This window comes from Bradyrhizobium macuxiense, from assembly GCF_007993935.1.
Classification (GTDB): Bacteria; Pseudomonadota; Alphaproteobacteria; order Rhizobiales; family Xanthobacteraceae; genus Bradyrhizobium; species Bradyrhizobium macuxiense_A.
Genome location: NZ_VITY01000010.1, coordinates 31,061 through 57,525, shown reverse-complemented (window position 1 = coordinate 57,525; position 26,465 = coordinate 31,061). Strand labels below are relative to the sequence as shown.

The 26,465-nt window shown below is 65.4% G+C and carries 16 protein-coding genes; 4 read left to right on the top strand and 12 right to left on the bottom strand.

Annotated elements, in window-relative coordinates:
* Positions 1-15: 15 nt before the first annotated feature.
* The 3 genes from FBZ93_RS25325 to FBZ93_RS25315 form a co-directional block, all read right to left on the bottom strand.
* Positions 16-753 (bottom strand): DUF2270 domain-containing protein, encoded by a 738-nt coding sequence (locus FBZ93_RS25325; RefSeq protein ID WP_146989508.1) that lies wholly within the window; start codon positions 751-753, stop codon positions 16-18.
* An 84-nt stretch (positions 754-837) separates the two neighbouring features.
* A complete protein-coding gene (locus FBZ93_RS25320; RefSeq protein WP_146989506.1) occupies positions 838-2,388 on the bottom strand; it encodes an AMP-binding protein in 1,551 nt (516 codons plus the stop codon).
* 39 nt (positions 2,389-2,427) lie between these two features.
* Complete coding sequence (locus tag FBZ93_RS25315; protein ID WP_167529211.1) at positions 2,428-3,582, bottom strand: iron-containing alcohol dehydrogenase; 1,155 nt, start codon at positions 3,580-3,582, stop codon at positions 2,428-2,430.
* Between the two features lie 453 nt (positions 3,583-4,035).
* Between FBZ93_RS25315 and FBZ93_RS25310 the strand changes: the two genes are divergently transcribed.
* Entirely contained in the window at positions 4,036-4,335 is a 300-nt protein-coding gene (locus FBZ93_RS25310; protein ID WP_246667638.1) for a DUF6916 family protein, read from the top strand.
* Here the strand turns inward: FBZ93_RS25310 and FBZ93_RS25305 are convergent.
* The 5 genes from FBZ93_RS25305 to FBZ93_RS25285 all read right to left on the bottom strand — a co-directional run bounded on the left by FBZ93_RS25305 (position 4,317) and on the right by FBZ93_RS25285 (position 14,903).
* On the bottom strand, positions 4,317-4,880 hold the full coding sequence (locus FBZ93_RS25305) for a GNAT family N-acetyltransferase (protein WP_246667637.1): 564 nt from the start codon (positions 4,878-4,880) through the stop codon (positions 4,317-4,319). The genes FBZ93_RS25310 and FBZ93_RS25305 overlap by 19 nt on opposite strands.
* 7 nt (positions 4,881-4,887) lie before the next feature.
* Positions 4,888-5,412 (bottom strand): phage tail protein, encoded by a 525-nt coding sequence (locus FBZ93_RS25300; protein ID WP_146989503.1) that lies wholly within the window; start codon positions 5,410-5,412, stop codon positions 4,888-4,890.
* A 12-nt stretch (positions 5,413-5,424) separates the two neighbouring features.
* Complete coding sequence (locus tag FBZ93_RS25295) at positions 5,425-5,928, bottom strand: phage tail protein (protein ID WP_146989501.1); 504 nt, start codon at positions 5,926-5,928, stop codon at positions 5,425-5,427.
* A gap of 10 nt (positions 5,929-5,938) precedes the next feature.
* Positions 5,939-6,439 carry a phage tail protein gene (locus tag FBZ93_RS25290; RefSeq protein ID WP_146989499.1) on the bottom strand — a complete coding sequence of 167 codons (501 nt, stop codon included), beginning with the start codon at positions 6,437-6,439 and terminating at the stop codon, positions 5,939-5,941.
* Between the two features lie 328 nt (positions 6,440-6,767).
* Positions 6,768-14,903: a beta strand repeat-containing protein gene (locus FBZ93_RS25285; protein ID WP_146989498.1), complete on the bottom strand. Its 8,136-nt coding sequence runs from the start codon at positions 14,901-14,903 to the stop codon at positions 6,768-6,770.
* 802 nt (positions 14,904-15,705) lie between these two features.
* On the opposite strand from FBZ93_RS25285, the gene FBZ93_RS25280 reads away from it, so the two are divergent.
* From FBZ93_RS25280 to FBZ93_RS25270, 3 genes are all read left to right on the top strand, one after another.
* Positions 15,706-16,962 carry an efflux RND transporter periplasmic adaptor subunit gene (locus FBZ93_RS25280; protein ID WP_146989948.1) on the top strand — a complete coding sequence of 419 codons (1,257 nt, stop codon included), beginning with the start codon at positions 15,706-15,708 and terminating at the stop codon, positions 16,960-16,962.
* Entirely contained in the window at positions 16,959-20,129 is a 3,171-nt protein-coding gene (locus FBZ93_RS25275; protein ID WP_146989496.1) for an efflux RND transporter permease subunit, read from the top strand. Before FBZ93_RS25280 ends, FBZ93_RS25275 begins: the two co-directional genes overlap by 4 nt.
* Positions 20,130-20,394: 265 nt before the next feature.
* Positions 20,395-21,585 carry an ABC transporter substrate-binding protein gene (locus FBZ93_RS25270; protein ID WP_146989495.1) on the top strand — a complete coding sequence of 397 codons (1,191 nt, stop codon included), beginning with the start codon at positions 20,395-20,397 and terminating at the stop codon, positions 21,583-21,585.
* A 190-nt stretch (positions 21,586-21,775) separates the two neighbouring features.
* Here the strand turns inward: FBZ93_RS25270 and FBZ93_RS25265 are convergent, their stop codons facing one another.
* The 4 genes from FBZ93_RS25265 to FBZ93_RS25250 all read right to left on the bottom strand — a co-directional run bounded on the left by FBZ93_RS25265 (position 21,776) and on the right by FBZ93_RS25250 (position 26,457).
* Entirely contained in the window at positions 21,776-22,165 is a 390-nt protein-coding gene (locus FBZ93_RS25265; protein WP_146989493.1) for an MAPEG family protein, read from the bottom strand.
* Between the two features lie 107 nt (positions 22,166-22,272).
* Positions 22,273-23,358 (bottom strand): lipocalin-like domain-containing protein, encoded by a 1,086-nt coding sequence (locus FBZ93_RS25260; RefSeq protein WP_146989491.1) that lies wholly within the window; start codon positions 23,356-23,358, stop codon positions 22,273-22,275.
* Positions 23,348-25,807 carry an ABC transporter permease gene (locus FBZ93_RS25255; RefSeq protein ID WP_146989489.1) on the bottom strand — a complete coding sequence of 820 codons (2,460 nt, stop codon included), beginning with the start codon at positions 25,805-25,807 and terminating at the stop codon, positions 23,348-23,350. The genes FBZ93_RS25260 and FBZ93_RS25255 overlap by 11 nt, the downstream gene beginning before the upstream one ends.
* Complete coding sequence (locus FBZ93_RS25250; RefSeq protein ID WP_146989487.1) at positions 25,804-26,457, bottom strand: ABC transporter ATP-binding protein; 654 nt, start codon at positions 26,455-26,457, stop codon at positions 25,804-25,806. Before FBZ93_RS25250 ends, FBZ93_RS25255 begins: the two co-directional genes overlap by 4 nt.
* Between the last annotated feature and the right edge of the window lie 8 nt (positions 26,458-26,465).

Sequence of the window (26,465 nt, the reverse complement as noted above, 5' to 3'; positions counted from 1 at the left end):
GCGGCTCGCGCCGCCTCACCCCATTGCAATCAGATTGTGCCGTGCGCGCCGGTCGGCGACCTCCATGCGTTGCGTGACGAAGGCGAACAGCGCCCAGCTGGAGTGGAAGGCGACGCCGGCGAGAACGACGATGGTTCCGGGAATCGGGCCGATCGAGGCGCGGTCCCAGATTGCGCTCATCTCGGTGAGTGGCAAAGGATGGATCGCCAGCTTGCCGTAATAGGCGATGGCCTGGATCGCGAAGATCCAGCCATAGGTTCGGCGCAGCCGCCGGCCGACCGCGCGGGCAAAGCTGATGTGGTAGCTGGGGCGGCGATAATCGTTGGCCAGCAGCTCGGTCCAGGCCGCATTTGGCGATGGATCTTCGCCGCGGATCATCGGCGCGTAGAAATCGGTTTCGAGCAGCCGGGCGCGAGCGCGCCAGACATTGAAGTAGCGGTAGCGCCGCGCCTCGAACAGCAGGAAGACGGTGACCAGCAGGCCGACCAGCACCATCGGCAGGGGCGAGGCCTCCGCGTTGCTGTAGGTGGCCGACAGCGCGATTCCGGTGGTGACGACAGCCCAGTTGGTCGAGCTGTCGAGGCGGGTGCGCCAGACCGTGCTTCGGTAGACCTCGCCGCGATAGAGGTGGGCGAGCGCGCCGATCTCGGCGGCAGTGAATTCGAGCCTGCCGGCCTGTGCCGGCTCCGGCTCGCGCGGCTGGGGCGACGGCATGGCGGCCTCCGGCGAAGCTGGCTTGCGATCGCAGAGCATAACGCCAAATCAGCGCGGCGTGCGAGTCCGTTACGCTGCAGCGCTTGCCCGACTGGATCAGCGCCACCGGCCGCATCGCTGGGCTCAGACGATCCGCGAGGTCTTGTTGCCCCAATAGCGGTCGCGCAGCAGGCGCTTGTAGAGCTTCCCGGTCGGCAGCCGCGGCAGCTCGGCCTCGAAATCCACCGAGCGCGGCACCTTCTGGCGCGACAGCGAGCCTGCGCAGAAGGCGATCAGCTCCTCGGCCAGCTCCGGCCCCGGCGCGATGCCCTCGGCCGGCTGCACCACCGCCTTCACCTCCTCGCCGAGATCGACATTGGGTACGCCGAACACCGCGGCATCCGCGACCTTGGGGTGGGTGATCAGCAGGTTCTCGCATTCCTGCGGGTAGATGTTCACGCCGCCGGAAATGATCATGAAGGTGGCGCGATCGGTGAGATAGAGGAAGTTGTCGTCGTCGACATAGCCGACGTCACCGACCGTGCTCATGCTGCCGTCGGCCGAGCGCGCCTCGCTGGTCTTGGCCGGATCGTTGAAATATTCGAACGGCGTGGCGGTCTTGAACCACACCGTGCCCGGCGTGCCCTTCGGGCAAGGCTGCATGTTCTCGTCGAGGATATGCAGGTCGCCGAGCAAGACCCTGCCGACGGTGCCGCGATGCGCGAGCCATTCCTCGCTGTTGCAGGCGGTGAAGCCGAGGCCCTCGGTCGCGCCGTAATATTCGTGGATGATCGGGCCCCACCATTTGATCATGTCGTCCTTGACCAGCGCCGGGCAGGGCGCGGCGGCATGGATCGCGATCTCGAGCGTCGACAGGTCGTAGCGGGTGTGCACCTCCTCGGGCAGCTTCAGCAGGCGCGAGAACATCGTCGGCACCAGCTGGCTGTGGGTGATGCCCCATTTCTCGACCAGCGCCAGATAGCGCTCGGGATCGAAGCTCTCCATGATGACGACGGTGCCGCCCATCCGGATGGTCAGATTGACTGCGGCCTGCGGCGCCGAGTGATAGAGCGGCGCCGGCGAGAGGTAGACCATGCCCTCGCGGTAGTGCCAGAGCTTGGTCAGGAAATCGAACAGCGGCAGGTTCAGCGACGGCGGCTGCTCGGGCAGCGGACGCACGATGCCCTTGGGTCGGCCGGTGGTGCCGGAGGAATAGAGCATCGCGGTGCCGGCATATTCGTCTGCGATCGGCGTCGACGGCAGGCCCGCGGTGGCCTGCAGCAAGCCGACGATGCGATCACTTTCACTGTCGCCGTCGACCACGATGCAGAGCTCGACCTGCGGGCACTCCTTCAGCGCCTCACGCGCGATGTCGAGCTTCAGCTTCGAGGTGATCAGGATCCGCGACTGGCTGTTGGTCAGGATGTAGGCGAGCTCACCGGCGGTGAGGTAGGAGTTGACGCAGGTATAATAGAGCCCTGCGCGCTCGCCGGCGCCGCAGGCCTCGAGGTAGTGGTTGTTGTTCTCCATGAAGATCGAATAGTGGTCGAGCCGTTGCAGGCCCTGCTTGCGGAACAGATGTGCGAGACGGTTGTTGCGCGCCTCGAGCTCGCGATAGGTGACGATCTCGCCGGTCCCGGCCATGATGAAGGCGGGTTGCAGCGGGCGCAGGTAAGCATGCTTGCCGGTGTACATTGAGCTCTATTTCCCCCTCACTCGCGACTCGATTTTGTTCTAGGCGGCCATCACCAGAATCTCGCGGACCTGGGACGGGCTGTCGATCTTGCGCGGATTGCGCGGCACCCAGGGCGTGCGCATCGCTCCCGCCGCGATGCGGTCGAAATGTTCGGCGCCGACCTGCACCTCCTTGAGGCTGCGCGGCATGCCGAGGTCGCGGATGAAGCGGTCGAGCACGTCGCCTGCGTCGGCGCCCGGATGGCCCATCGCGGCCGCGACCAGTGCCTGGCGGTCGGTATTGTCGCGCTTGTTCCAGCGCATCACCGCCGGCAGCATCACGCATGAGGTGTAGCCGTGCGGCACGTCGAATTCGGCGCCGAGCACGTAGCCGATGCCGTGGCTCGCGCCCATCGGCACGCCGGAGGCGAGCGGACCGGTCGAGAGCCAGGTGCCGATCTGGCAATCCATCCGTGCTGAAATGTCCTTCGGGTTGGCCTTCACCCGCGGCAGGCCGGCCGCCAGCATCTCCAGCCCCTTGATCGCCTGCGCATCGCCGTAAGGATGCGCCTCGCGCGAGCAGATGCCCTCGACGCAATGATCGACCGCGCGGATGCCGGTCGACAGGAACAGCCAGTCCGGCGTGTGCACCGAGATATCCGGATCGAGGATGGTGGCGCGCGGCATCACCAGCGGATGGCGCAGCATCTCCTTCTGCCGCTTGGCCTCGTTGGTGACACCCGCGATCGACGAGAACTCGCCGCCCGCGATCGTGGTCGGCACGCTGATCTGGCGCACGGCCGGCGGATTCATCTCGGGCGAGACGCCGCCACGGGTGCGGATCGTATCGATGCCGTCGGATGTCGTGACATTGTTGGCGAGGCATAGCTGCACGGCCTTGGCGCCGTCGGTGATCGAGCCGCCGCCGACGGTGACGATCAGGTCGGCCTTCGCATCGCGCGCCTGTTCGGTTGCCGCGATGACCGCGGCGCGCGGCGTATGCGCCGGCATCTTGTCGAAGGTGCCGACGCAGCGGGACCCAAGCGCCTCGCGGATTTTTTCGATTTCGTCGGTCTCGCGGTTCAGCGTTCCCGATACCATCAGGAAGGCGCGCTGTGCGCCTAACCGGTCCAGTTGCTCGACGATGGCCTCACGGGCGGGCCGCCCGAACACGACCTCGTCCATGGCGCCGAATACGACACGGCCTCGATGCACGCGCCTCTCCCTCAAAATGGTCCGCCTTGCCGGCGGTCGTTTGGGCGGAGGTTAGCGGAGGAAAGCGGGGCCGTCATCAGGGACCTCGGTTGCACGGTCGAAGGCTCCGCATCCACCGCCGTCGTCCTGGCGAAAGCCAGGACCCATAACCACCGCGTTCGGTGATGAACGGGATTGTGGCTCCAGCGTCGCGCAGCGATGCTCGGTTGGGGTAATGGGTCCTGGCTTTCGCCAGGACGACGCCGAGTTTGTCGCACCGCCGGTGAATCATACGTCCGGATTCTCGCGACATGATTTGCCTGAGTCTTGCGTTTACTTGTCCTCTCCTCTCGCAGAGGGCGCAAGGAGAGCCGGGTGCCGATCGCGCATGACGGCGCGAGCGGGCGTCCGGCAGAAACCTTGACCGCATCGTCACGACGTGTGTTACACGTCGACAGCAACAGGGACGTGCGCATGACCACCGTCGATCTCGCGAAGCTGCATATTGATGATTTCACCCCGCACCAGGATGCCGGGTTCGAGATGCAGGCGGCGGATCGCGTCGTCGAGTTGAAGCTCGCCAAGGTCGAGCCTGCGGGCAACAGCGGCCGGCCGGGCGGTGCGTTCTCGCTGCTGTTTGTCGGGCCGAAGGGCGCATGGCTGCCGCAGGCGATCTATCCGGTGCGGCATCCCGCGCTCGGGGTGATCGAGATCTTCCTGGTGCCGATCGGCCCGCTCGGCGACGGCAACGGCTATCAGGCGATCTTCACCTGACGCTCGGTTTCTCGGCCTGCACGCCAGCGCATCAGATCGTAGACGCCCTTGTCTTCCTCGGTGACGAAGCCGAGCCGGCGGTAGAGCCGCATCGCCGGGTTGAGCTTCTCGACATGGATCGAGACGTCCTTGCCGGCATAAGCCGCCTCGTCGATCGCATCGCGCAGCAACGCCTCGCCATAGCCCTTGCCGCGATGCGCCGGCATGAAGGCGATGTCGATGATGCGGTGCTGGCTCGGCCAGCGCTCGATATAGAATCGGCCGATGTCCTCATCCGCGCGCGCGATCACCAGCCAATCGGCGTTCGGATAATATTGCTGGTAATGCGCGTGCTGGGCGCGGAATTGCTGGTCGAGAAAGGCCGCCTTGTCCGCCTCGCTCCACGGCACCGGCGCCAGTTCCTCGATGCGTGTCGAGGCATAGAGCCGGCCGAGGAACGGCAGATCGGCCTCCGCCAGGCGGCGAAAGCAGCAACCGGAGTTGGCCGCACGCGCCCAGCCGAACGCAGGTGCTGCAGACGCGGCTACGGGCACCTCGAACGCCAAGACGGCCTCAGCTTCTCGGCGGGTAAACACCCTGCAGCGCAATGCAGAAGTTCAAGGTAAGGTAAGGCTGCATGTTGTTGTGCGGCTGGCTGTTGCCGGACAGCCCCACTTCCTGCGCAGACATGGTGACCGTATTTGCGGGGGCCGTATAGGCATTGCCCTGCGCAGACTTGCCGAATGAATTGTTGGTGGGAATGTCGGAGTTGGCCGGGAGGTTGGCCGGCACACTCTGAACCGTGTGGGTATGGCTGGGGATTTCCGTCTGCAGCAGGCTGACCGTTTCCTCGCCGCCGGTCTCGCCGAGGTCATGGAGTGAAAGGCCGGGGCCCTGACCCGGATGCATCGGCGCTCTTCCGGCCATGTTGGGCAGGGCGAAGTTGCTCTTGCCGTCACCTCCATAGGTGGTGCCGAGCAACGAGAACAGCGCGGTGTTCTGCGAGATCGGCAGAATCTGTCCGGCGCAGAATGCCCAGCCCACTGGCGCGAAATTGAAACCGAAAATGCGGATCTCGGCGACGAAGGGATCAGCCATGTTGTCGCGCTCCTAGGTCTGGCTCGGGAATATGCCGAAAAGCGAAATGATGAAGTCGACGCATAGATAAGGCTGAAAATTGTCGTGCGGCTGACTGCCCCCCGTGCTGGCGAGGAACTGGGTTGCCATCGGCACGGTGGGAGTGGCGCTGATAAACACCTTCTCCTGCGGAGACCTGCCCACGACGTTGTTCGCGGGATTTGGCGAGTTGGCGGTGCCGGTCGAGCCGAGGAAGGCGTGGCCGTGCTGCGGGATCTGACTGACCGTCAGGGTCACATTCTCGGCGCCGCCGCTCGCCGCGATCGGAAAGCCCGAGCCGATATGGATCGGAACGCGTCCGCGCAGATCCGGCAGTGCGAATGTATTTTGGCCGTCGCCACCGTAAGTGGTTCCGATCAGATTGAAGAGCGTCTCGTATTCCGAGATCGGCAAGAGGTTGCCGTCGCAGAACATCCAACCGGCCGGCGCGAAATTGCCGGCGAACATGCGAATTTCGCCCACATATGGCTGTGCCACCAGCGCCTCCTCAATTCTGGGACGGGAAAATGCCCTGCAGGGCGATGCTGAAATTGATCGTCAGGTACGGCTGCATGTTGAGATGCGCCTGACTGCCGCCGACATTGCTGATGGTCGCCGGATTCAAAGCGGACAGGTTCGATGCGGGGCCGTAGAGCAGGTTCGGCGAGGAATTGCCCAACAGATTGCCGCCCGGCAAGTCGACTCCTGCAGTGGTGCTGGATCCGCTCGCCAGGTGCGTGTGCTGCGCCATCTCGCCGAGCGTCAGCGTATGCGACTGCTCGCCTGCCTTCTCGCCGAGCGTATGGCTTCCCATGCTGATCGGAACGCGACCTTGCAGATCGGGTAGCCCGAAGTTGACGCGTCCATCTCCGCCGAAGGTCGTCCCCAGCAACGAGAACAGTGCCTGATTCTGATTGATCGGGAGCAGCTGCCCGTTGCAGAACGCCCAGCCCTTGGGCGGGAAGTTGAACGACATCATGCGGATTTCGGCGAGAAACGGGTCGGCCATAGGTCCTCCGCCAATATGTCTTACGATTTGTGAAAAATTCGAGAGAATGACGTCGCGTCGATAAGGTCTGCACGATAGCGTGTTTTGCAGCAAGTGCAACCTCAGCGATTGTCGATCCTTTGCGATTTTTTTGTTTGCTGCGTGAGCCGGTCGCGGCAATCGACGCAGCGGCATCGCTGGCACGAATCGGACATGAGGAGCGCGGGCATCATGATTTGGTGATTGACGCCGTTCTAGTCTGAATGTTTCTGCAAGAATTTCAGCAGCAAAAAGACGACGCCTGCCGAACAGGTTCGGCAGGCGTCGTTGTCGTCGGCAGGATGCCGGATCAGATCACCAGGTCATGATGCGTATGATTGTCGATCGTTCCGCCCATGGCCGCCAACACCGTCTCGTGGCCGGTCCACCACGGGGTGGCGGCATCGGAATGTTGGCTGAAAAGATCCGACAAGGTCTGCGTGTTCGCGCCGAGACCCAACTGCCCTGAGCCGCTTTGCGACGTCGAAGTCAACGACGAGAAGTCGAAGCTGTCGCGATTGTTGATCGCCGGTGCGCCGGTCCCCTGCTGATTCGCGGATGTAACACTTTGCGTCGGCATCGTGAGCTCCGAGGCGGCGCTGGCCCTGGCGGCGTCCGCGGCGGTCGGCAACAGCCGTACGCCTGTCTCCAGGAAGGCGTACATCAGCGTGCCTTGATCGCTCGGAGCAAACTTGTCCTCCAGACCAAGCTGCTCGCCCATTTCATGGATAACGGTGGTGAGCAGGTCCATATGACCGGCAGCCGCCGTGGTGGGATCGGTGACCAGTGTGGACGCGGATATGGCGTGAGCGAATTCGAAATTGTCACCCGGAGTTGGATCGACGAACCAGCCGTGCCCGTCAGCACTGATGTCAATGGTGACGTGCCCGGCCGTCGACTGGCCGAGCCAGCCCGACGTGATGTCGGCGACGTCGTAGGTGACATGTTGCAGCTGGGCGACCTTGTCGGGAGAAAGCCCGGCGGCGGCCCAGTCGGCGATCGCGGCGGCGACAATCTTGTTGAGTTCCGCCTGGGTGAGATTCATCTCGCCCGTGCTGCCGTTCGCGCTCGCCACGCCGCCGGCCGCGGCGAACAGCGCGGTGGGATTGGACGGCAGGATCGTGTGCCCACCATTATGGCCGATGGGAATGACGCCGGAACCGGGCGAGTTAGCCTCGAGCGTGGAGTTCTGCGGCGTGTTGCCGTTGGCGTTCCAGGTCGTGTTGGTGTCGGTCGTGAATCCCTCGAGATAGAGGTGTGAGCCGGCGCCGCCGGTGTTCTCGTTGACGAAAGCCACGTTGCCGTTGGGGCCCGTGATTCCCGTCACCGTATTGTTGTGGATGTTGGCGGTGATGGTGGTGGCGTCATTGGCGTTGGCGCCGGGCACCAGCAGGATGCCGTCGTTGAACGAATTGGCGTTGAGGTTGGCGCCCGTCATGGCGATCAGGTTGTTCGCCAAGGTGAGGTCGAGCGAAGCCTTGTTGTTGGTGGTGCCGCCATCGCCTTCCGCGAACGCGACGATGCCCGCATCCTGACCGGCGTTGTTGATGGAGTTGCCGCTGGCTTCGATCGACGCGGTGGCGTTGTCCTCGATGTCGAAATCGAGCGGGCTGCCGGCCCGGTTGGTGGTGCCGTTGTTGGCAATGTTGGTGTTGTTGTCGACATGGCCGTTGATCACGGCGCTGTTGATGCCGAAAATCTCGACGACCGGCCCGCCATAGCCGACCAGGTTGGTGTTGCGGTCGATGTTGAAGTTCAGATGCGCGGTATCCTGGGCGTTCAGTCCGACGGCGCGGCTGGCCACCGATCCCGGCGTGAAGCTGTTGCCGTCGCCCGGCACGCCGCCATCGGTGATGTTGACGTTCATCGTTGACGTGCCGCGGGCAAAGGTGTCGATGCCGGCCGTTTTCAGGTTGGTGAACGTGCTGTCCGAGACGTTGAGATTGATGACCGCCGAACCGGTGCTGGTCATCTGCAGGCCATCCGACCCGTTGGTGGAGTCCGCGGTATTGTGGAACGTGCTGCCGGTGACGTTGAGCGTCAGGGTGCCGGTGTTGTTGCGGATATCGACCAGATTCTCGCCCGCGGTGGCATCGCCGGGCACGAAGCCGAAGGTCGAGTTGGTGATGTTGGAGGTGCCGCTGAGGTTGAAGAGCCTGACATTGCCTTCCTGGACCTCGTCGCCGAAGCCCACGACCGAGCTGTTGCTGATCGTCAGATTGGAGACGTTGATGCCGTTGATGCCGGTCTGGACGCCACCGGCGCCGCCATTGCCGTTGACGTTGAGGTGGTCGAACGTCACGCCCGACACGCCATTCATGTTGATGCCGGCATCGGCTCCACTGTTGAACGTCGCGTCGTCGGCATTGTTCACCGTTCCCTCGCCGCTGTCGGGATTGGTGAAGTTCATGTAGGACAGCGACAGCGCCTTGGTGTTGGTGAACAGCGCGCCCTGCACGTTGTTCTGAATGGTGCCGCCTGAACCTGCGGTCGAACCGTCGCCGGTCACGGTCAGGCCGCCATTGCCCGCGCCGGTGCCGGTGTTGTTGAGGATGATGCCGTTGGCCGCACCGTTGGCGGAGATGTCGTGGAAGGTGAGGCCCGAGCTGCCGATGTTCGTGTTGACGACGTCGAGCGCAGTGCCGGTCGTCGACGTGATGGAGTTGGAGGTGCCGGTGACGGTGATGGTGCCGCCATGGGTGAAGTTCATGCCGGCGCCGCTGGCCGTCTTGATCACGATGTCGGACATCGTGACGGTGCCGACATTGTTGCCGTCGTCGCTGATGCCGATGCCAGTACCGGCCGAGGTGTCGATGCTGACGCCGGTGATGGTGTGGCCCGACGTGCCGAGCAGGTCGATGCCGTTGTCGGCGCCGGTGACATGGATCACCGGATCGGTGCCGGAACCGGTGTTGGCGGTGACCACCTGCCCGGTCACCGGATTGGTGAATTGCAGGGTGTGGCTGCCGCCGATCAGATTGACGCCGTTGGCGAGATTGATGCCGTTGGCTTCGCTGTAGGTGCCGGTGCCATGCTCCAGCACGACGTAGTCGCCGGAGCCGGCCGGATTCGCCGCGTTGAAGGCGGCGATCGAGGTGTAGGGGTCGGCCTGGGTGCCGAGGTTGTGGCTGCCCGCGGCCGAGTTGTCGATGTAGAACACTTGGGGGACGACACCGACATGGAAGGTCTGATTGCCCGATGAGAGCGGCCCGCCGGTACCGGTGTGGCCGTTATCGTTGACATTCAGCGTGACGGTGTCGGTGCCGGTGAAGCCGTCGTCGCTGTTGTAGGTCAGCGTTGCCAGCGCGGTGTTGACCTGTGCGATGGTGCCGGTGAGCGTGACGGTGTGGCTGCCGTTGTTGGTGAAGCTCGAGAGCCCCGAAGTATCGAACGACAGCGCCGCATGACCCGAGCTTATCGTCGCGGTGACGGTGCTGGGGTCGGAATCGACGTCGGCGACCGACAGGCCTGATATCGCGAGATTGGTGTGCGAGATCGCGGTGCCGATCGAATTGTCCGCCGGCACCGTCGCGGTCGGCGCATCGTCCACCGCGGTGACGCTTCCGGTCGTCGATCCCGTCCCGGTGTCGTTGCCTCCATTGGCGGTGCCGCCGTCGTCGTGCACGGTCAAAGTATAGGACCGCGCGGTGGTGTCGGGATTTTCGCTGGTGTTGTTGAACTGGATCAGGTCGAGCGCCGCATTGTAGTGCGCGAGCGTGTCGGTGCCGGTGAAGCTGATCGTCTCGGTGCCGGCCGTGCTGGTGATGTCGAAGTGGATTCCGCCGATATCGCCACTGCTGCCGGCATGCCCCGCGATCGAGAGCGCGTCCAACGGCTTCAGATTGTTCAGCACGAAGGTCGCATCGGTCAGGTTGTTGCCTTCGGCGTCGGTGATCGTCAGGTTCGGTGTGATCGTGACCGGCGTCGAGTTCGCCGCCGGCGTGCCGTTCGGCGGCTCGGTGAAGCCGGTGATGGCGCCGAAGGAAATCACCGGCGCGTCGTTGACCGGCGTGACGTGGATGGTCGAGGTCGAAATATTGCTGTCCAGCGAGCCGTCATTGACCGTGAAGCTGACGGTGCGATCCGCCCCGGAGGGGTTGTCGCTCGAGTTGAAATAGGTGATGGAATCGAGCGCGGCTTTGTAGTTGGCGACGCTCGAGGAGCCGGTCAGCGTCAGCACGCCGATCGCGGCATTGTACGAGCCGGTGATGCCGTTCTGGTTGACGAAGCCCAGCACGTCCTGACCCGCGGCGAAGCCGCCGGTGATCGCTACTGTCGCGCTGCTCATGTTGGCGCTATCGACGTCGGTGACGTTGACCGATGCGTCGATCACGCTCGCGGCCTGGTTCTCGATGTAGTTCAGCGTGCCGCCGGCTGATGTCACCGGTGCATCGTCGACCGGGGTGACGTTGATGGTGTCGGTGACTGCCGTGGAGTTCGCCGAGCCGTCATTGGCTGTTATCGTGACGGTGCGGGCCAGGCCCGACGGGTTATCGCTGGTGTTGAAATAGGTCACCGAGGCCAGCGCGGCCTGGTAGTTGGCGACGCTGGAGGTGCCGGTCAGCGTCAGCGTTCCGGTCGCGGCGTCGAACGATCCCGTGATGCCGTTCTGGTTGGTGAAGCCGAGCACGTCCTGGCCGTTGGCGTAGTTGCCGGTGATCTGCACCGTCGCGCCGGCCAGCGTGGTGTTGTCGACGTCGGACACGGTGATCGCCGGGTCGAACGCGGTCGCGGCCTGGTTCTCGGTGTAATTCAGCGTGTGGCCGGCCGTGACCACGGGCGGGTCGTTGACCGGCGTGACGTTGATGGTGTCGGTGACCGGCGAGCTGTCGAGCGTGCCGTCATTGGCGGTGATCGTGACGGTGCGCGGCGCGCCCGACGGGTTGTCACTGTTGTCGAAATAGGTCACCGAGGCCAGCGCGGCCTGGTAGTTGGCGACGCTGGAGGAGCCCGTCAGCGTCAGCGTGCCCGTCGCGGCGTCGAACACGCCGCTGATGCCGTTCTGGTTGGTGAAGCCGAGAATGTCCTCGCCGTTGATGTAGCCGCCGGTGATCTGCACCGTCGCGGATGCCAGGTTGGCGTCGTCGGCGTCGGTCACCGTGATCGTCGAATCGATGACGGTCGCAGCCTGGTTCTCGGTGTAGTTCAGCGTGTGGCCGGCGGTGACGACCGGCGCCTGGTCGACGACGACGCTGATGGTGAAGGTCTGCTGGCTGTGCAGCGTCCCGTCGCTTGAATCGACCGTGACGTCATAGGAGGGGCTGGCGGGATTGAAGACGATCTTGCTGGGATCGGCGACCGTGACCTTGCCGGTGTTCGGATCGATGGCGAAGCCGCCGCCGGAGGTGTCGTTGACCAGCGAATAGGTCACGGCTGGGCCGTTCACGTCGGTCGAGGACGCCGTCAGGTGGACATAGCTGCCTGCCGGAGCGCCGACCGCGACCCGGTTGGCGCTGACGTCGCTGTCGACCGGGGTCGACGGTGCGACGTCGGTGACGCCGATCGTGAATGTCTGCGAGCTGGTCAGCGTGCCGTCGCTGGCCGTCGCCGTCACGGTATAGGCATGGCCGGGAGCGGTTTCGTAGTCGAGCTTGGTGGAGTCGGCGACGGTGATCACACCTGTCGTTGCGTTGATGGTGAAGCCGCCGCCGGAGGTGTCGCCGGTCAGCGCATAGGTCACGGCCGGGCCGTTGACGTCGATCGCCGACGCGGTGATGCCGACGGTTGAGCCGTTGGCGGCGCCTTCGGCGATCGAATTGGGGGCGACGTCGCTGTCGACCGGGGTCGACGGCGCGACGTCGGCGACGGCGATGGTGAAGGCCTGCGAGCTCGACAGCGTGCCGTCGCTGGCCTGCGCGGTCACCGTGTAGGTATGGGTTGGGCCGCTGCTCTCGTAGTCGAGCTTGGTCGGATCGGCGACGGTGATGACGCCCGTTGTCGCGTTGATGGTGAAGCCGCCGCCCGAGGTGTCCCCGATCAGGGAATAGGTCACGGCGGGACCGTTGACGTCGGTCGACGATGCGGTGACGCCGACCGTGGTGCCGGCCGCCGCGCCTTCGACGACGCTGTTGGCGGTGACATCGCTGTCGATCGGAGTCGACGGCGCGGCGTCGGTGACGGCGATGGTGAAGGTCTGCGAGGTCGCGAGCGTACCGTCGCTGGCCTGCGCGGTGATGGTGTAGCTGTGGGTCGCGCCGCTGGTCTCGTAGTCGATCTTGGTAGGATCGGCGACGGTGACGACGCCGGTGGTGGCGTTGATGGTGAAGCCGCCGCCCGAGGTGTCGCCGACCAGCGAATAGGTCACCGCCGGGCCGTTGATGTCGATCGCCGACGCAGTGATGCCGACGGTGCTGCCCGCGGCCGCGCCTTCAGTGACCGTGTTGGCGCCGACGTCGACGTCGACCGGGGTCGACGGTGCGACGTCGGTGACGGCGATGGTGAAGGTCTGCGAGCTGGCTTGCAGGCCGTCGCTGGCCTGCGCCGTCACCGTGTAGGAATGGCCGGCGCCGCTGGTCTCAAAATCGATCTTGGTGGGATCGGCGACGGTGATGACGCCGGTCGTGGCATTGATGGTGAAGCCGCCGCCGGAGGTGTCGCCGATCAGCGCATAGGTCACCGGCGGACCGTTGACGTCGGTTGAGGACGCGGTGACGCCGACCGTGGTGCCGGCGGCGGCGCCTTCGGCAACTGCGTTGACGGTGGAATCGGTATCGACCGGTGCCGACGGCGGCGCATCGGTGACCGCGATGGTGAAGGTCTGCGAGCTCGTCAGCGTGCCGTCGCTGGCCTGTGCGGTCACGGTGTAGGAATGGCCTGGGGCGCTGGCCTCAAAGTCGAGCTTGGTCGGATCGGCGACCGTGATGACGCCGGTCGTGGCGTTGATGGTAAAGCCGCCGCCGGAGGTGTCGCCGGTCAGCGAATAGGTCACGGCCGGACCGTTGACGTCGGTCGACGATGTGGTGACGCCGACCGTGGTGCCGGCAGCTGCGCCTTCGACTACGGTGTTGGCGGCGGCGTTGCTGTCGACCGGGGTCGACGGCGCGACATCGGTGACGGCGATGGTGAAATTCTGCGTGCTGGTCAGCGTGCCATCGCTGGCTTGCGCGGTGATGGTGTAGGCGTGGCCGGGTGCGGTTTCGAAATCGATCTTAGTGGGATCGGCGACGGTGACGACGCCGGTCGCGGCGTCGATGGTGAAGCCATGGGCATCGCCGACCAGCGAATAGGTCACGGCGCCGCCGTTGATGTCAGTCGAATGCGCGGTGATCCCGACCACGGTGCCGACGGCAGCGCCTTCGGCCACCGAGTTGGCCGTGACATCGGTATCGGTCGGTGCCGACGGCGGTGCGTCGGTGACGCCGATGGTGAAGGTCTGCGTCGACGAGGTCGCGCCGGCGGTTGCGTGCACCGTGATGGTATAGGCGTGGCCGGGCGCGCTCTCGTAGTCGAGCTTGGTCGGATCGGCGACGGTGACGACACCGGTATTGGGATCGATCTTGAAACCGCCGCCGGAGGTATCGCCGGTCAGCGAGTAGGTGGTTGCCGGACCGTTCGGATCGACCGCGGACGCGGTGATGCCGACCAGCGCGTCGGCGGCGGCGCCCTCGACGACGCTGTTGGCGGCGGGATTGACGTCGACCGGCGTGGAGACCGGAACGTCGTTGACATTGATCGTAAAGCTCTGCGAGCTGATGCCGCCATGGCCGTCGCTGGCCTGCACGGTGATGGTATAGGCATGGCTCGGCGCGGTCTCGAAGTCGATCTTGGCGGAATTGGCGACAGTGACGATGCCGGTCGTGGGATCGATCTTGAAGCCGCCGTTGGAGGAATCCGCCGTCAGCGAATAGGTGACGCCGGGGCCGTTGACGTCGGCCGACGATGCGGTGATGCCGACCAGGGTATTGACGGCGGCGCCTTCGTTGACGGCGTTGGCGGCGGCGTTGCTGTCGACCGGTGTCGACGGCGGCGCGTTGCTGACCGCGATCGTGAAGCTCTGCGACGCGACGAAGATGCCGTCGGTTGCCTGCACATTGACGATGTAGCTTCCGCCGGAGCTTTCGAAGTCGACCTTGGTGGGATCGGAGACCGTTACCACACCGGTGTTCGGATCGACCTTGAAACCGCCATGGGAGGAATCGGAGGTCAACGAATAGGTGACCGGAAGGCCGATCAGGCTGTCGCTATGCGCGGTGACACCGACCGTCGTGTTGACTGCAGCGCCTTCAACGACCGTGTTGGTGCCGGAATTGGCATCGGTCGGCGGCGCCAGGAAGCCGGACACCGGCGGCCATGGCGTGCCGGGAGGGCAGCCGATGTAGAGATATTGCAGACCATACGTGTCGGCGAATGCCTGTGCGGCCGGATCCAGAACGATATTTCCGCTCGGATCGAGGTGAAGCTCGGGACGCGTTAAACCACCGATTGTATAGGCAGGTATGGTCGTCATGAGCGCTCCTGCGACCGGCGTGGAAGCCGATCAATAAATTACAATTGTTGGGGACGATGACGTGTGAAGCCGTTCACACGTTGAAGTTGACCGCCCGCGACCGGGGTTGGCACCGAGTCGCCTGCAACATGGGAAAACCGCGATGCCCGCGGAGCCGTGACATCAGCAAGGTCAAATGCGCTTGCCATTTACGTAGTCGCCTTCACACACTCGCGCCGCGACAAAACACAATGAATGTTCGAGAAAAATGCGGCCGGCCAACAAAATTCATGCTTTGGCAACCATGACCGTATTGGCGATATTTCCGAGTGTCAATGTGTGTCGGGATGACAACCGCGCCGTTAATGATGATTTCTGCCGTGCAGCGGGAGGTAGAGTGACGGAACCCGGCCGGTCTTGCCGGCTGCGGTGCGGAGGCTTCTGTGCCAAAAGTCGAATCGGGGGCGGTGTGACGAATCTGTGAAGCAAATTCGCGTTGTGATTGATTCCGGACGATCTGTCTGTGACCTCGCGCCTCGGATAGGCCAGCGAATCTGCCCCTTTTCGTCGTCACGGTTTCGCGAGCGTGTCGTAAGGCTTTCAGACTCCGCAACTATTTGCTTGATCCGGCGGCCATCTTGAACAGACTGGGGTGCGGCTACATCTGTGACGTCCGCTGCCGCGGCATCGCGGTGGTCCATCAGCGTTGAATCACCGCAAATTCAATTGCGACTTTCGTAGCCCTGCTTTGGTCGGCGTGCTTCGTGGTCATTTGGGGGAGAGTGAATTGAGTTCGATTGACAGAGCGGAGCGTCCGGCTCCGGTGACCGGCGTCGGGCCTCATTCGCTTCGCCGCCATGCATCGCTCGGCCTTTGGCGCGGCCTTGCGCCGCTCGGCCTGCTGGCCGCGCTGACGCTCGGTGGCTGCGACAACAAGAGCGCGCAATCGCAGGCCGCGCCGCCGGCGCCGCCGGTGACCGTCGCGCAGCCGGTCAAGCGCACCGTCACCGATTGGGACGAATTCACCGGCCGGTTCGAGGCGATCGAGGAGGTTCAGGTCCGCGCCCGCGTCGGCGGCTTCGTCAACAGCGTCGAGTTCAAGGATGGTGCGATCGTCCATGCCGGCGATCTGCTCTACATCATCGACCCGCGGCCGTTCGAGGCGGTGGTGCTGCAGGCCGAAGGCCAGCTCGCCGACGCGCGCGCCAAGGGGGAGCTTGCCAAGCGCGATCTCGAGCGCGGGTTGAACCTGGTGCAGACCAGCGCGGTCTCGGAGCAGGTCGTCGACCAGCGCCGCCAGGCGCTGCAGGCGGCGCGTGCCGCCGAGACGCAGGCCGAAGGCACGCTGAAGGCAGCGCAGCTCAACGTCGAATTCACCCACGTGCTGGCGCCGATCACCGGCCGCGTCAGCCGGCATCTGGTGACCCCGGGCAACCTGGTGCAGGGCAGCGAGGGCGGCGCGACGCTGCTGACCTCGATCGTGTCGCTCGACCCGATCTACATCTATTTCGACGTCGACGAGGCCACCTATCAGCGCAACAGCAAGCTGTGGTTCGAAGGCCGGCGGCCGAGCTCGCGCGACACCGCGAACCCGGTGCAGGTGACGCTGACCGGCGAGACCAAGCCCTCGCATGAGGGCAAGATGGACTTCCTCGACAACCGCCTCGACGTCTCCACCGCAACGCTGCGCAGCCGCGCGGTGATCCCGAACAAGGATCTTTCGATCCTGCCCGGCCAGTTCGGCCGCGTTCGCTTGATCGGCTCCTCGCCCTACGAGGCGCTGCTGATCCCGGATACCGCGATCGCCACCGACCAGTCGCGCAAGATCGTATTCGTGGTCAAGGACGACAACACGGTGGAAGCGCGGACCGTCGAGCTCGGTCCGCTCGATGAGGGCCTGCGCGTGATCCGCGAGGGCCTCAAGCCTGAGGACCATGTGATCGTCGACGGGCTGCAGCGCGCCCGCGTCGGCGCCAAGGTGACGCCGAAGATGGCGCAGGCGGCTCCGGCCGACACCAAGGCGCCGGCCGGCGACAAGCCCGCGGCAGCAGACAAGCCCGCGGCAGGTGCGAAGCCATGAATCTCGGCAGGCTCTCCATCAACCAGCCCATCCTCGCGATGGTGCTGTCGATCGTGCTGCTGATCGTCGGCGCGATTGCCTATCCGACGCTGCCGGTCTCGGAGTATCCGCAGGTGGTGCCGCCGACCGTCGTCGTCACCACGCAATATCCGGGTGCCTCGGCGCAGACCGTGTCCGACACCGTCGCAGCTCCGATCGAGCAGGAGATCAACGGCGTCGAGGACATGCTGTATCTCTACAGCCAGGCGACCTCGAACGGCCAGCTCACCATCACCGCGACCTTCAAGCTCGGCACCGACCTCGACAAGGCCCAGGTGCTGGTGCAGAACCGCGTCGCGATCGCGCAGCCGCGGCTGCCCGAGGAGGTGCAACGCAACGGCGTGACCACGCGCAAGAACTCGCCCGACATCCTGATGGTCGTGTTCATGCTGTCGCCCGACGACACGTTCGACCAGCTCTATATTTCCAACTACGCGCTGCTGCAGGTCCGCGACCAGTTGTTGCGGCTCGACGGCGTCGGCGACATCCAGATGTTCGGCGCGCGTGACTACTCGATGCGGCTGTGGCTCGATCCCGACCGGATCGCCAATCTCGGTCTGACCTCGACCGAGGTGCTGGCGGCGATCCGGGCGCAGAACCTGCAGATCGCGGGCGGCCAGATCGCCGAGCCGCCGATCGCCGACCGCGCCTTCCAGCCGAACCTCGTGTTCACCGGCCGCCTCAAGGACATCAGGCAGTTCGAGGACATCGTGGTGAAGGCCGGCTCCGACGGCCGCACCGTGCGGCTGCGCGACGTCGCCCGCGTCGAGCTCGGTGCGCTGTCCTACGCCACCAACAGCTTCCTGCTGCGCAAATCCGCGGTCGCGCTGCTGGTGACGCAGCGGCCGGGATCGAACGCGCTCGCCACCGCCAAGAGCATTTCCGACACGATGGAGCGGATGAAGGCGAGCTTCCCGAAGGGGCTCGACTACAACATCGGCTACAACCCGACCGAATTCATCGCCCAATCGGTCCATGAGCTGATCAAGACGATCTACGAGGCGATGGCGCTCGTCGTCATCGTGGTGCTGGTGTTCCTGCAGGGCTGGCGGCCTGCGATCATCCCGATCATCGCGATCCCGGTGTCGCTGGTCGGCACCTTCGCGGTGATGGCCGCGCTCGGCTTCTCGATCAATAATCTGACGCTGTTCGGCCTGGTGCTCGCGGTCGGCATCGTGGTCGACGACGCCATCGTCGTGGTCGAGAATGTCGAGCGGCATCTCGAGCACGGCATGTCCAGGCGCGACGCTGCGCTCAAGACCATGGAGGAGGTCGGCGGCGCGCTGGTCTCGATCGCGCTGGTGCTGTGCGCCGTGTTCGTGCCGACCGCCTTCCTCGGCGGCATCTCCGGGCAGTTCTTCCAGCAATTCGCCGTGACGATCGCGGTCGCGACCGCGATCTCCTGCTTCTGCTCGCTGACGCTGTCACCGGCGCTGGCCTCGCAGATCCTGGTCCCGCACGAGGAGAAGCGGCCGCCGGCGCGCTGGAACATCATCGCCCGCGGCTGGGACAGCTTCACTGCGCTGTTCAACCGCGTGTTCGACCGGCTGGCGCACGGCTATGCGGCCGTCGCCGACTTCGTGATCCGGCATACGGTGGTGATGCTCGCGATCTACCTCGCGCTAATCGGCGGCGCCGGCTGGCTGCTCGCGACCACCTCGCAGGGCTTTATCCCGGCGCAGGATCGCGGCTACGTCATCATCTCGGCGCAGCTGCCGGGCGCCGCGTCGCTGGCGCGGACCACGGCTGTGGTGCGCGAGATCGAGCGGATCGCGCTGGACACGCCGGGCATCGTTCGCGTCGCGGCCTTCGCCGGCTTCTCCGGCGCGACACGCACCCAGGCGGGCAACGCCGCGGCGCTGTTCCCGGTGTTCGACGAGCCGGAGGCGCGCCTGAAGAAGGGGCTGACGGCGACCGCGATTACGGCCGAGCTGCGCAAGCGGCTGTCGGTGATCCAGGGCGCTTTCATCATCGTGATTCCGCCGCCGGCCGTGCCCGGCATCGGCACCGGCGGCGGCTTCACGATCCGCGTCCAGGACCGGCAGGGGCGCGGGCCCGAACTGCTGGCATCCGCGACCGATGAACTGGTGCTGGCCGCGCGCAAGTCGCCGAGCCTGACCTCGGTGTTCTCGCCGTTCTCCGCGAACACGCCGCAATTGTTCGTCGATATCGATCGCGTGAAGGCGCAGAAGCTTGGCGTCCCGATCGCCAACATCACCGACACGATCGAGACCTATTTCGGCTCGACCTATGTCAACGACTTCAACCTGTTCGGGCGCACCTATCACGTCACGGCACAGGCCGATCTGCCGTTCCGCAAGGAGACCACCGATCTTGCGCGGCTGCGCACCCGCAACGCCAACGGCGACATGGTGATGCTCGGCAGCGTCGTGGACTTCAAGAACATCTCAGGTCCCGACCGCGTCGCACGCTACAATCTGTACTCGGCCTCCGAGCTGCAGGGTGAGCCTGCGCCGGGCGTCAGCTCGACGACGGCGCTCAACACCATCAAGAAGCTCGCCGACGAGACGCTGCCGTCGGGCTTCTCGTTCGAGTGGACCGACCTGTCCTACCAGCAGGTCAACGGTGCCAATGCGGGCCTCTACGTGTTCCCGATCTGCGTGCTGTTCGTCTATCTGGTGCTCGCTGCGCAGTATGGCAGCTGGACATTGCCGTTCGCGGTGATCCTGATCGTGCCGATGTGCCTGTTCGCGGCCACGATCGGCGTGCGCATCATGGGCCAGGACGTCAACATCTTGACCCAGATCGGCTTCGTGGTGCTGGTGGGCCTCGCCGCCAAGAACGCGATCCTGATCGTCGAGTTCGCGCGCGACATCGAGCTCGAGGGCCGGCCGCGGCTGGAGGCGGTGATCGAGGCCTGCCGGCTCCGCCTGCGGCCGATCCTGATGACGTCGTTCGCCTTTATCCTCGGCGTGCTGCCGCTGGTGCTGTCGACCGGCTCGGGCTCGGAAATGCGCCAGGCGGTCGGCGTCGCCGTGTTCTTCGGCATGCTCGGCGTCACGCTGTTCGGCCTGGTCTTCACCCCGATCTTCTACATGGTGGTGCGCAACCTCGCGGAAGGAAAGAACGAGGGCAAGCCGAAGGAAACGGCGGCCGTGGCGGGGTAGTGGCGCGAAAACCGCGGAGCTTATCTCCGTCACCCTGAGGAGCGCGGAACGTGCGTCTCGAAGGGTGCACGGCCCCACTGGTGGCCGTTCATCCTTCGAGGCTCGCTCCGCTCGCACATCAGGATGACGGGGGAAGTGTTGCGCGTGCGGAGAGCCCATACTTTTGGCTGATCGGACAGAGACGGAAAGAGATGGGCAGGCGCGGGGTTATAAAATAATGTCGCGCCGATTTTTCCTGATGAGAAACTGCTGGGAGAGCATAACAATGAAGTCGGGATTTTTGGCCGCGGTCGCGGCATGCAGCCTGATGCTGGCGGCGCCGGCGATGGCCCAGGGCGTCAAGATCGGCATCCTGAACGACCAGTCCGGCGTCTACGCCGATTACGGCGGAAAGTATTCGCTCGAAGCGGCGCGCATGGCGGTTGAGGATTTCGGCGGCGAGGTGCTGGGCCAGAAGATCGAGATCGTGACCGCCGACCATCAGAACAAGCCGGATCTTGCGACCGCGATCGCGCGGCGCTGGTACGAGGTCGAGAACGTCGACATGATCACCGAGCTCACCACCTCATCGGTCGCGCTCGCGGTGCAGGAGCTGTCGAAGGAAAAGAAGAAGATCGACATCGTGGTCGGCGCGGCGACCTCACGCATCTCAGGCGACGCCTGTACGCCGTACAGCTTCCATTGGGCCTATGACACCCGCGCGCTCGCAGTTGGGACCGGCGGCGCGCTGACGGAAGCGGGCGGCAACACCTGGTTCTTCCTGACCGCCGACTACGCCTTCGGCTACGCGCTGGAAAAGGACACCAGCGACATCGTCGCGTCGAAGGGCGGCAAGGTGGTCGGCTCGGTCCGCGTGCCGCTCAACTCGTCGGACTTCTCGTCCTTCCTGCTGCAGGCGCAGAGCTCGAAGGCGAAGATCATCGGGCTCGCCAATGCCGGCCTCGACACCACCAACTCGATCAAGCAGGCGGCCGAGTTCGGTATCGTGCGCGGCGGCCAGAAGCTTGCCGGCCTGCTGATGACGCTGTCGGAGGTGCACGGTCTCGGCCTCGAGGCGGCGCAGGGCCTCGTGCTCACCGAGGGCTTCTACTGGGATCACGACGATGCCTCGCGCGCCTTCTCCGAGCGCTTCTTCAAGCGCACCAGCCGGATGCCGAGCATGATCCATGCCGGCACCTATTCGGCGACGCTGAGCTACCTCAAGGCGGTCAAGGCCGCCGGCACCAAGGACAGCGATGCGGTCGCGGCCAAGCTGAAGGAGCTCCCGGTCGATGACGCCTTCGCCAAGGGCAAGGTGCTCGCGAACGGCCGCATGGTGCACGACCTCTATCTGTTCGAGGTCAAGAAGCCCTCGGAGTCGAAGAAGCCGTGGGATTACTACAAGCAGCTCGCCGTGGTGCCCGGCGACAAGGCTTTCTTCACCGCCAAGGAAAGCGGCTGCCCGCTGACCAAGTGACGCGGAGCTGACGTATCACGTAGCTCGTGGAACAACACAGGTGTCGTCCCTGCGAAAGCAGGGACCCATAACCACCGCACTCGGTTGTTGCGCAAGGCTGGAGCCCCAGCCATCGCAAAACTCGGCCCTGTGGTTATGGGGTCCTGGCCTTCGCCAGGACGACGGAAGTGCTTGTGGCGCGATCGCGCCTTCAATGCGCCAGCCGCCACGCCGCGCCGCCGATCGCGCCGACCCACAGGACGATCGAGGCTACCGCCTGGATGGCGAAGCCGGGGCTGCGTTTCGCCACCGCCTCGCGATAGCCGATGAAGTAGACTATGCGGCCGACCACCCAGATCGCGCCGATTGCCGCCGCCGCGGCATCGCCGACATAGATCGCGAACAGCCAGAGCGACGGCAGGAAGATCGGCATCCACTCCAGCGTGTTCATCTGGATGCGGAAGATGCGCTCGAAATCCGGATTGCCTGAAATCGCCGGCAATTTGACGCCATAGGTGACGCGGGCGCGTGCGACCTGCGTCGAGGTGAAGAAGTAGAACGCAACGGCAAGGCAGGTGACGATGGCCGTGTAGTGGTACATGTCAGGCGTGTCCTCTTGTCCTGCTGGCCCCGATGTCATGACGCGGCTGCGCCGCGCGGTGTGACAGGCAGGGCTGTTTTGGGCGGCGCCGATCTTCCGTCGACGTCCTAGTATCCCGTCATCTCAAGATAGCCGATTCCGGCATGGCTGCCTGTAAAGCGGATCGGGCCTTCCCAATAGGGGAAACTGGTTCCCATCCAGGCCTTCGGATTGACCGGCGTGGTTTCGATGGCCAGGCCGCGCGCCGGCAGAGCGACGCGCCACGAGGTCGGCAGCTTGCGGCCGTCGATCTCCGCGGTCGCCGTCGGCGTGATGCTGTTGCCACTGGCGGCGATCTCGGCCGAGCGGCCATCCGGCGTGATCCAGTTGCCGAACAGGTTTTCGCGGCCGTCCTTCTGGCGCAGCCGGTACAGCATCAGCTTCTCGTCGCCGGGCAGGTGCAGCGAGAACCAGTCCCAGCCGGTTTGATCCGCCGCCAAGGGCTGGCTGCTCCATTCGCGGTCCATCCAGGCGACGCCGGTGACGTCGACCGGCCTGTCGTCGATCACGATGCGGCCGGACGCCTTGTAGAACGGCTGGCTGTAGTAATAGGAGGCCTGTCCGCGATCCGACTTGCGGCTGTAGCCATGGTCGCCCTGCAGCACCAGCGCGCGATCGGCGTCGAGCCGGAGCGCAGTTGAGAAGTCGGCGGCCGAGGCCTTCAACTCGAGCGGCGCGACACGTTGCGCATCGAAGTCGTTCAGTCCCTGCATCTCCCAGGCGTCGATCCAGGCACGGAACGGGGGCGCCTCCACACCGGCCTGCCCGACGCCGCCGCGCGCAAACGTCTCGCTGAAGCGATGCGTGGTGGCGCTGGTGACGGCGGCATGGCCCATCCATACCTGCTGATTGGCCCAGCCTTCGCTCGGCCCGCCCGGCTTCATGGCCTGACGGAACAGCGTCCATTGCGCGCCATAGGCCGCGCCGCCGGCATCCGACAAATTCGCGGTGACGTACCACCATTCGATCCGGAACTCCGGATGCGGGCCGTGATCGACGGGGAAAATGAACGGCTTGCCCGGCGTGACGGCGGCAAAGCCTTCGGCATGCTCGCCCAGCCCGGCAAAGCCCTGCGCGAACGTCTTGCCGGTCAGCGCAAGCGCCAATGCGCCGCCGGCAAAGGCGCGCCGCGTGATGGTGCCGCTAGCGCTCATTGACGAAGGTCCGGATCAGGGTGGCCGGCTGCATGCGGGCCAGTCTAGCAACCGGCAGCGCCGCGGCACAGAGCGCTGCGGCCATCGCCACCGCGAGCAGCTCGATCAGTTGCAACGGGAAGACGTGGAACGGCAGCCGCCAGCCGAACGCCTTGACGTTGACGATCGCAAGCAGGCACCACGCCACCAGCAGGCCGAGCGGCAGCGCGAACAGCGCGGTGATCAGCGCGACCGCCATGGTCTTCAACAGTTCGAGCGCCGCGAGCCGCCGCCGCGTCAGGCCGATCGCCCATAGCGGCGCCAGCTGCGGCAGCCGCGAATTGGCCAGCGTGAGCAGGCTGGTCAGCAGCGCGATGCCGGCGACGCCGAGCGTGAAGGCGTTGAGCGCCGCGGTCACCGAGAAGGTGCGGTTGAACACCCGCTTCGACTCCCGCTTCATCGTCGCCTGGTCGGCGACGTTGCGGTCGTCGAGGCCGAATTTCGCCTGCAACGCCGTGATCAGCGGCGCGATCTCGTCCGGTGCGACGCGGAGCCCGAGCCGGGTCTGCGGCGTCTGCGGGAAGCGGCGCGTCAGCGCCGCGAAGTTGACCGCGATCTGGCCCTTGGGGTTGCCGTAATCGGCATAGATGCCGACGATCTCGAGCGGCCAGTTGCCGCCGGGCGCGGGCACCTCGATGTGATCGCCGATCGCAAGCTTCATCCGCCGTGACAGCTGCTCGCTGACGAGGCAGGTGTCGCCGGGACGCAGCCTGACCCAGGCATTCGCGGTGCTCTCGAGCAATGGCCAGTTGTCGCGATAGGTGGCGTGATCGGGCAGACCGAGCACCTCGATCGGCGCCCCGCCAAGCTGGGTGTCGGCACGGCCGCCGGGCAGGATCGCCTCAACTTCGGGCCGGTCGTGCAGCCAGGCCTTGATCTGCTTGGCCTGCGCGTCGCTGGCGGCGCTGATATAGACGTCGGCGGCAAGCCTTCCGTCGAGCCAGACCAGGAAGGTGCGGCTAAAACTCTCCACCATTGTGCCGACGCCGACATTGACGGCGAGCGCGAGCAGCAGCGCCATCAGCGCCAGCGACAGGCCGGACAATTGCTGCCGGCTGTCGGCCCAGAACCAGATGCCGACCGGCGCGCGCGCGCTGCGCTGGCCGAGCGCGAGCGCGATCTGCAGCACCATCGGCAGGATCAATGCCGCCCCGAGCATCAATGCGGCCAGCACGGCAAAGCCCGCGATCAGGGAATCGCCGAACTGAATGAGCACTGCTGCGACCGCGAACACCGCGAGCGCCGCCGCGCTCTGGAACATCAGCCAGCGCCGCTGCGCCTGCTGCCAGGCCTGCGGCTGCGCGGTTGCCAGCACCGGCATCCGGATCGCCTTGGCAAGGCTGGCGGCCGCGGCGGCCAGCGCGCCGAGAATGCTGATGGCGATGCCGGCGAACCACCAGACGGGTTTCAGCGAAAGCTGGCCGGGAATCTGCGCGCCATAGAGCCCGCGCAGCGACGCCGCGACATCGGGCAGCAAGGCCGCCGCGATGACGTAACCGCAGACCAGGCCGATCAGCCCGGCGACCAGCGCCAGCGACACCAGCTCGATGACCAGCACGGTGTTGAGCAGCCGCGCCGAGACCCCGCAAGCGCGCAAGGTGCGCAGCATCGGCAGCCGCTGCTCGAAGGCGAGGCCGATCGCGGAATTGACGATGAACAGGCCGACAAAGAACGACAGCAGGCCGAACGCGGTGAGGTTGAGGTGGAAGCTGTCGGTGAGGCGTTCGAGATCGCTCTCCGCGCTCGGTTCGACCAGACGCAGCTTGTCACCCGCTACGCTTTCCAGCGTCGCATGCGGCGCCTTGGATTTGCCGACCAGGAGGCGCGCCACCTGGCCGGGCATTTTCAGAATGTCCTGCGCGATGCCGATATCGACCACCAGCGCGCCGGGCGCCAGCTCGGCCTGCACGCGCAGCGGCGGCAGGCTCGTGCCATTGGCTTGTGGCCGGTCGCCTTCCTTGAGGCCGAGGTCGCGCAGCGTCTCGCCCGCCACCAGCATTTCGCCGGGCGGCGTGACGAAGGCTTGCAGGCTGCCGCGTCCGACCGCCGGCGCGTTGCCGACCTCGGAGGGCAGCGTCACCGGCTCGACGCCGAGCAGCCGGAAGCTGCGCCCATCGATCTGGACGCGGCCCTCCAGCATCGGCGACACCGGCCAGCCGGCGCGGCGCAGATCGACGAACAGCTGTTGCGGAAAGGTGGTGCTGTCTTTGCTTACGAGCATCGCGGTGCGCGAGCCGCCGAAGGTCGCGGCGGCGCGGTCATAGGCGATGCGGGCCTGCTGGTTCAGCGCCTGCACGCCGCTCCACAGCGCGGTCGCCGAGATCAGCCCGATCAAAAGCGTCGCGAGCTGCATCGGATGTCGCCGCCAATGGCTGAGCAGCACGGCGAGGATCCACAATGGGCGCCTCACGCAATGACTCCGGCATGCAGGTTGACCTGGCGATCGAGCGTCGCGGCGAGGCGCGCGCTGTGGGTGACCATCAGGAAGCCGCAGCCGGTGCGAGCAACCAGATCGCGCGCGAGATGCAGCACCTCGTCGGCGGTGTCCTCGTCGAGATTGCCGGTCGGCTCGTCGGCGAGCAGCAGCAGCGGCTTCGGCGCCAGCGCGCGGCCGATCGCGACGCGCTGCTGCTGGCCGCCGGACAATTGCTCGGGATAGCGCCTGAGCAGGTTTTTCAAGCCGAGACGCTCGACCAGCTCGTCATGCCAGGCGGCATCGTGGCGGCCGGCGATGCGCGACTGGAACACGAGATTGTCCGCGACCGACAGACTCGGGATCAAATTGAACTGCTGGAACACGAGGCCGAGCCGGTCGCGGCGCAATTCGGCGCGGCCCGCGTCGTTGAGCCCGGAGACGTTGATATCGGCGAGGGCGATCTCGCCGCCGTCGGCGGCATCTAACCCTGCGATCAGATGCAGCAGCGTGCTTTTGCCGCTGCCCGACTCGCCGGTCAGCGCCACGCTCTCGCCGGTCGCGACAGTGAGGTCGACGCCGCGCAGCACGGCGACGTCTTCCCCGGCAGAGCGGTAACTCTTGGTCAGGCCGGTGACGCGAAGCACCGCGGCGG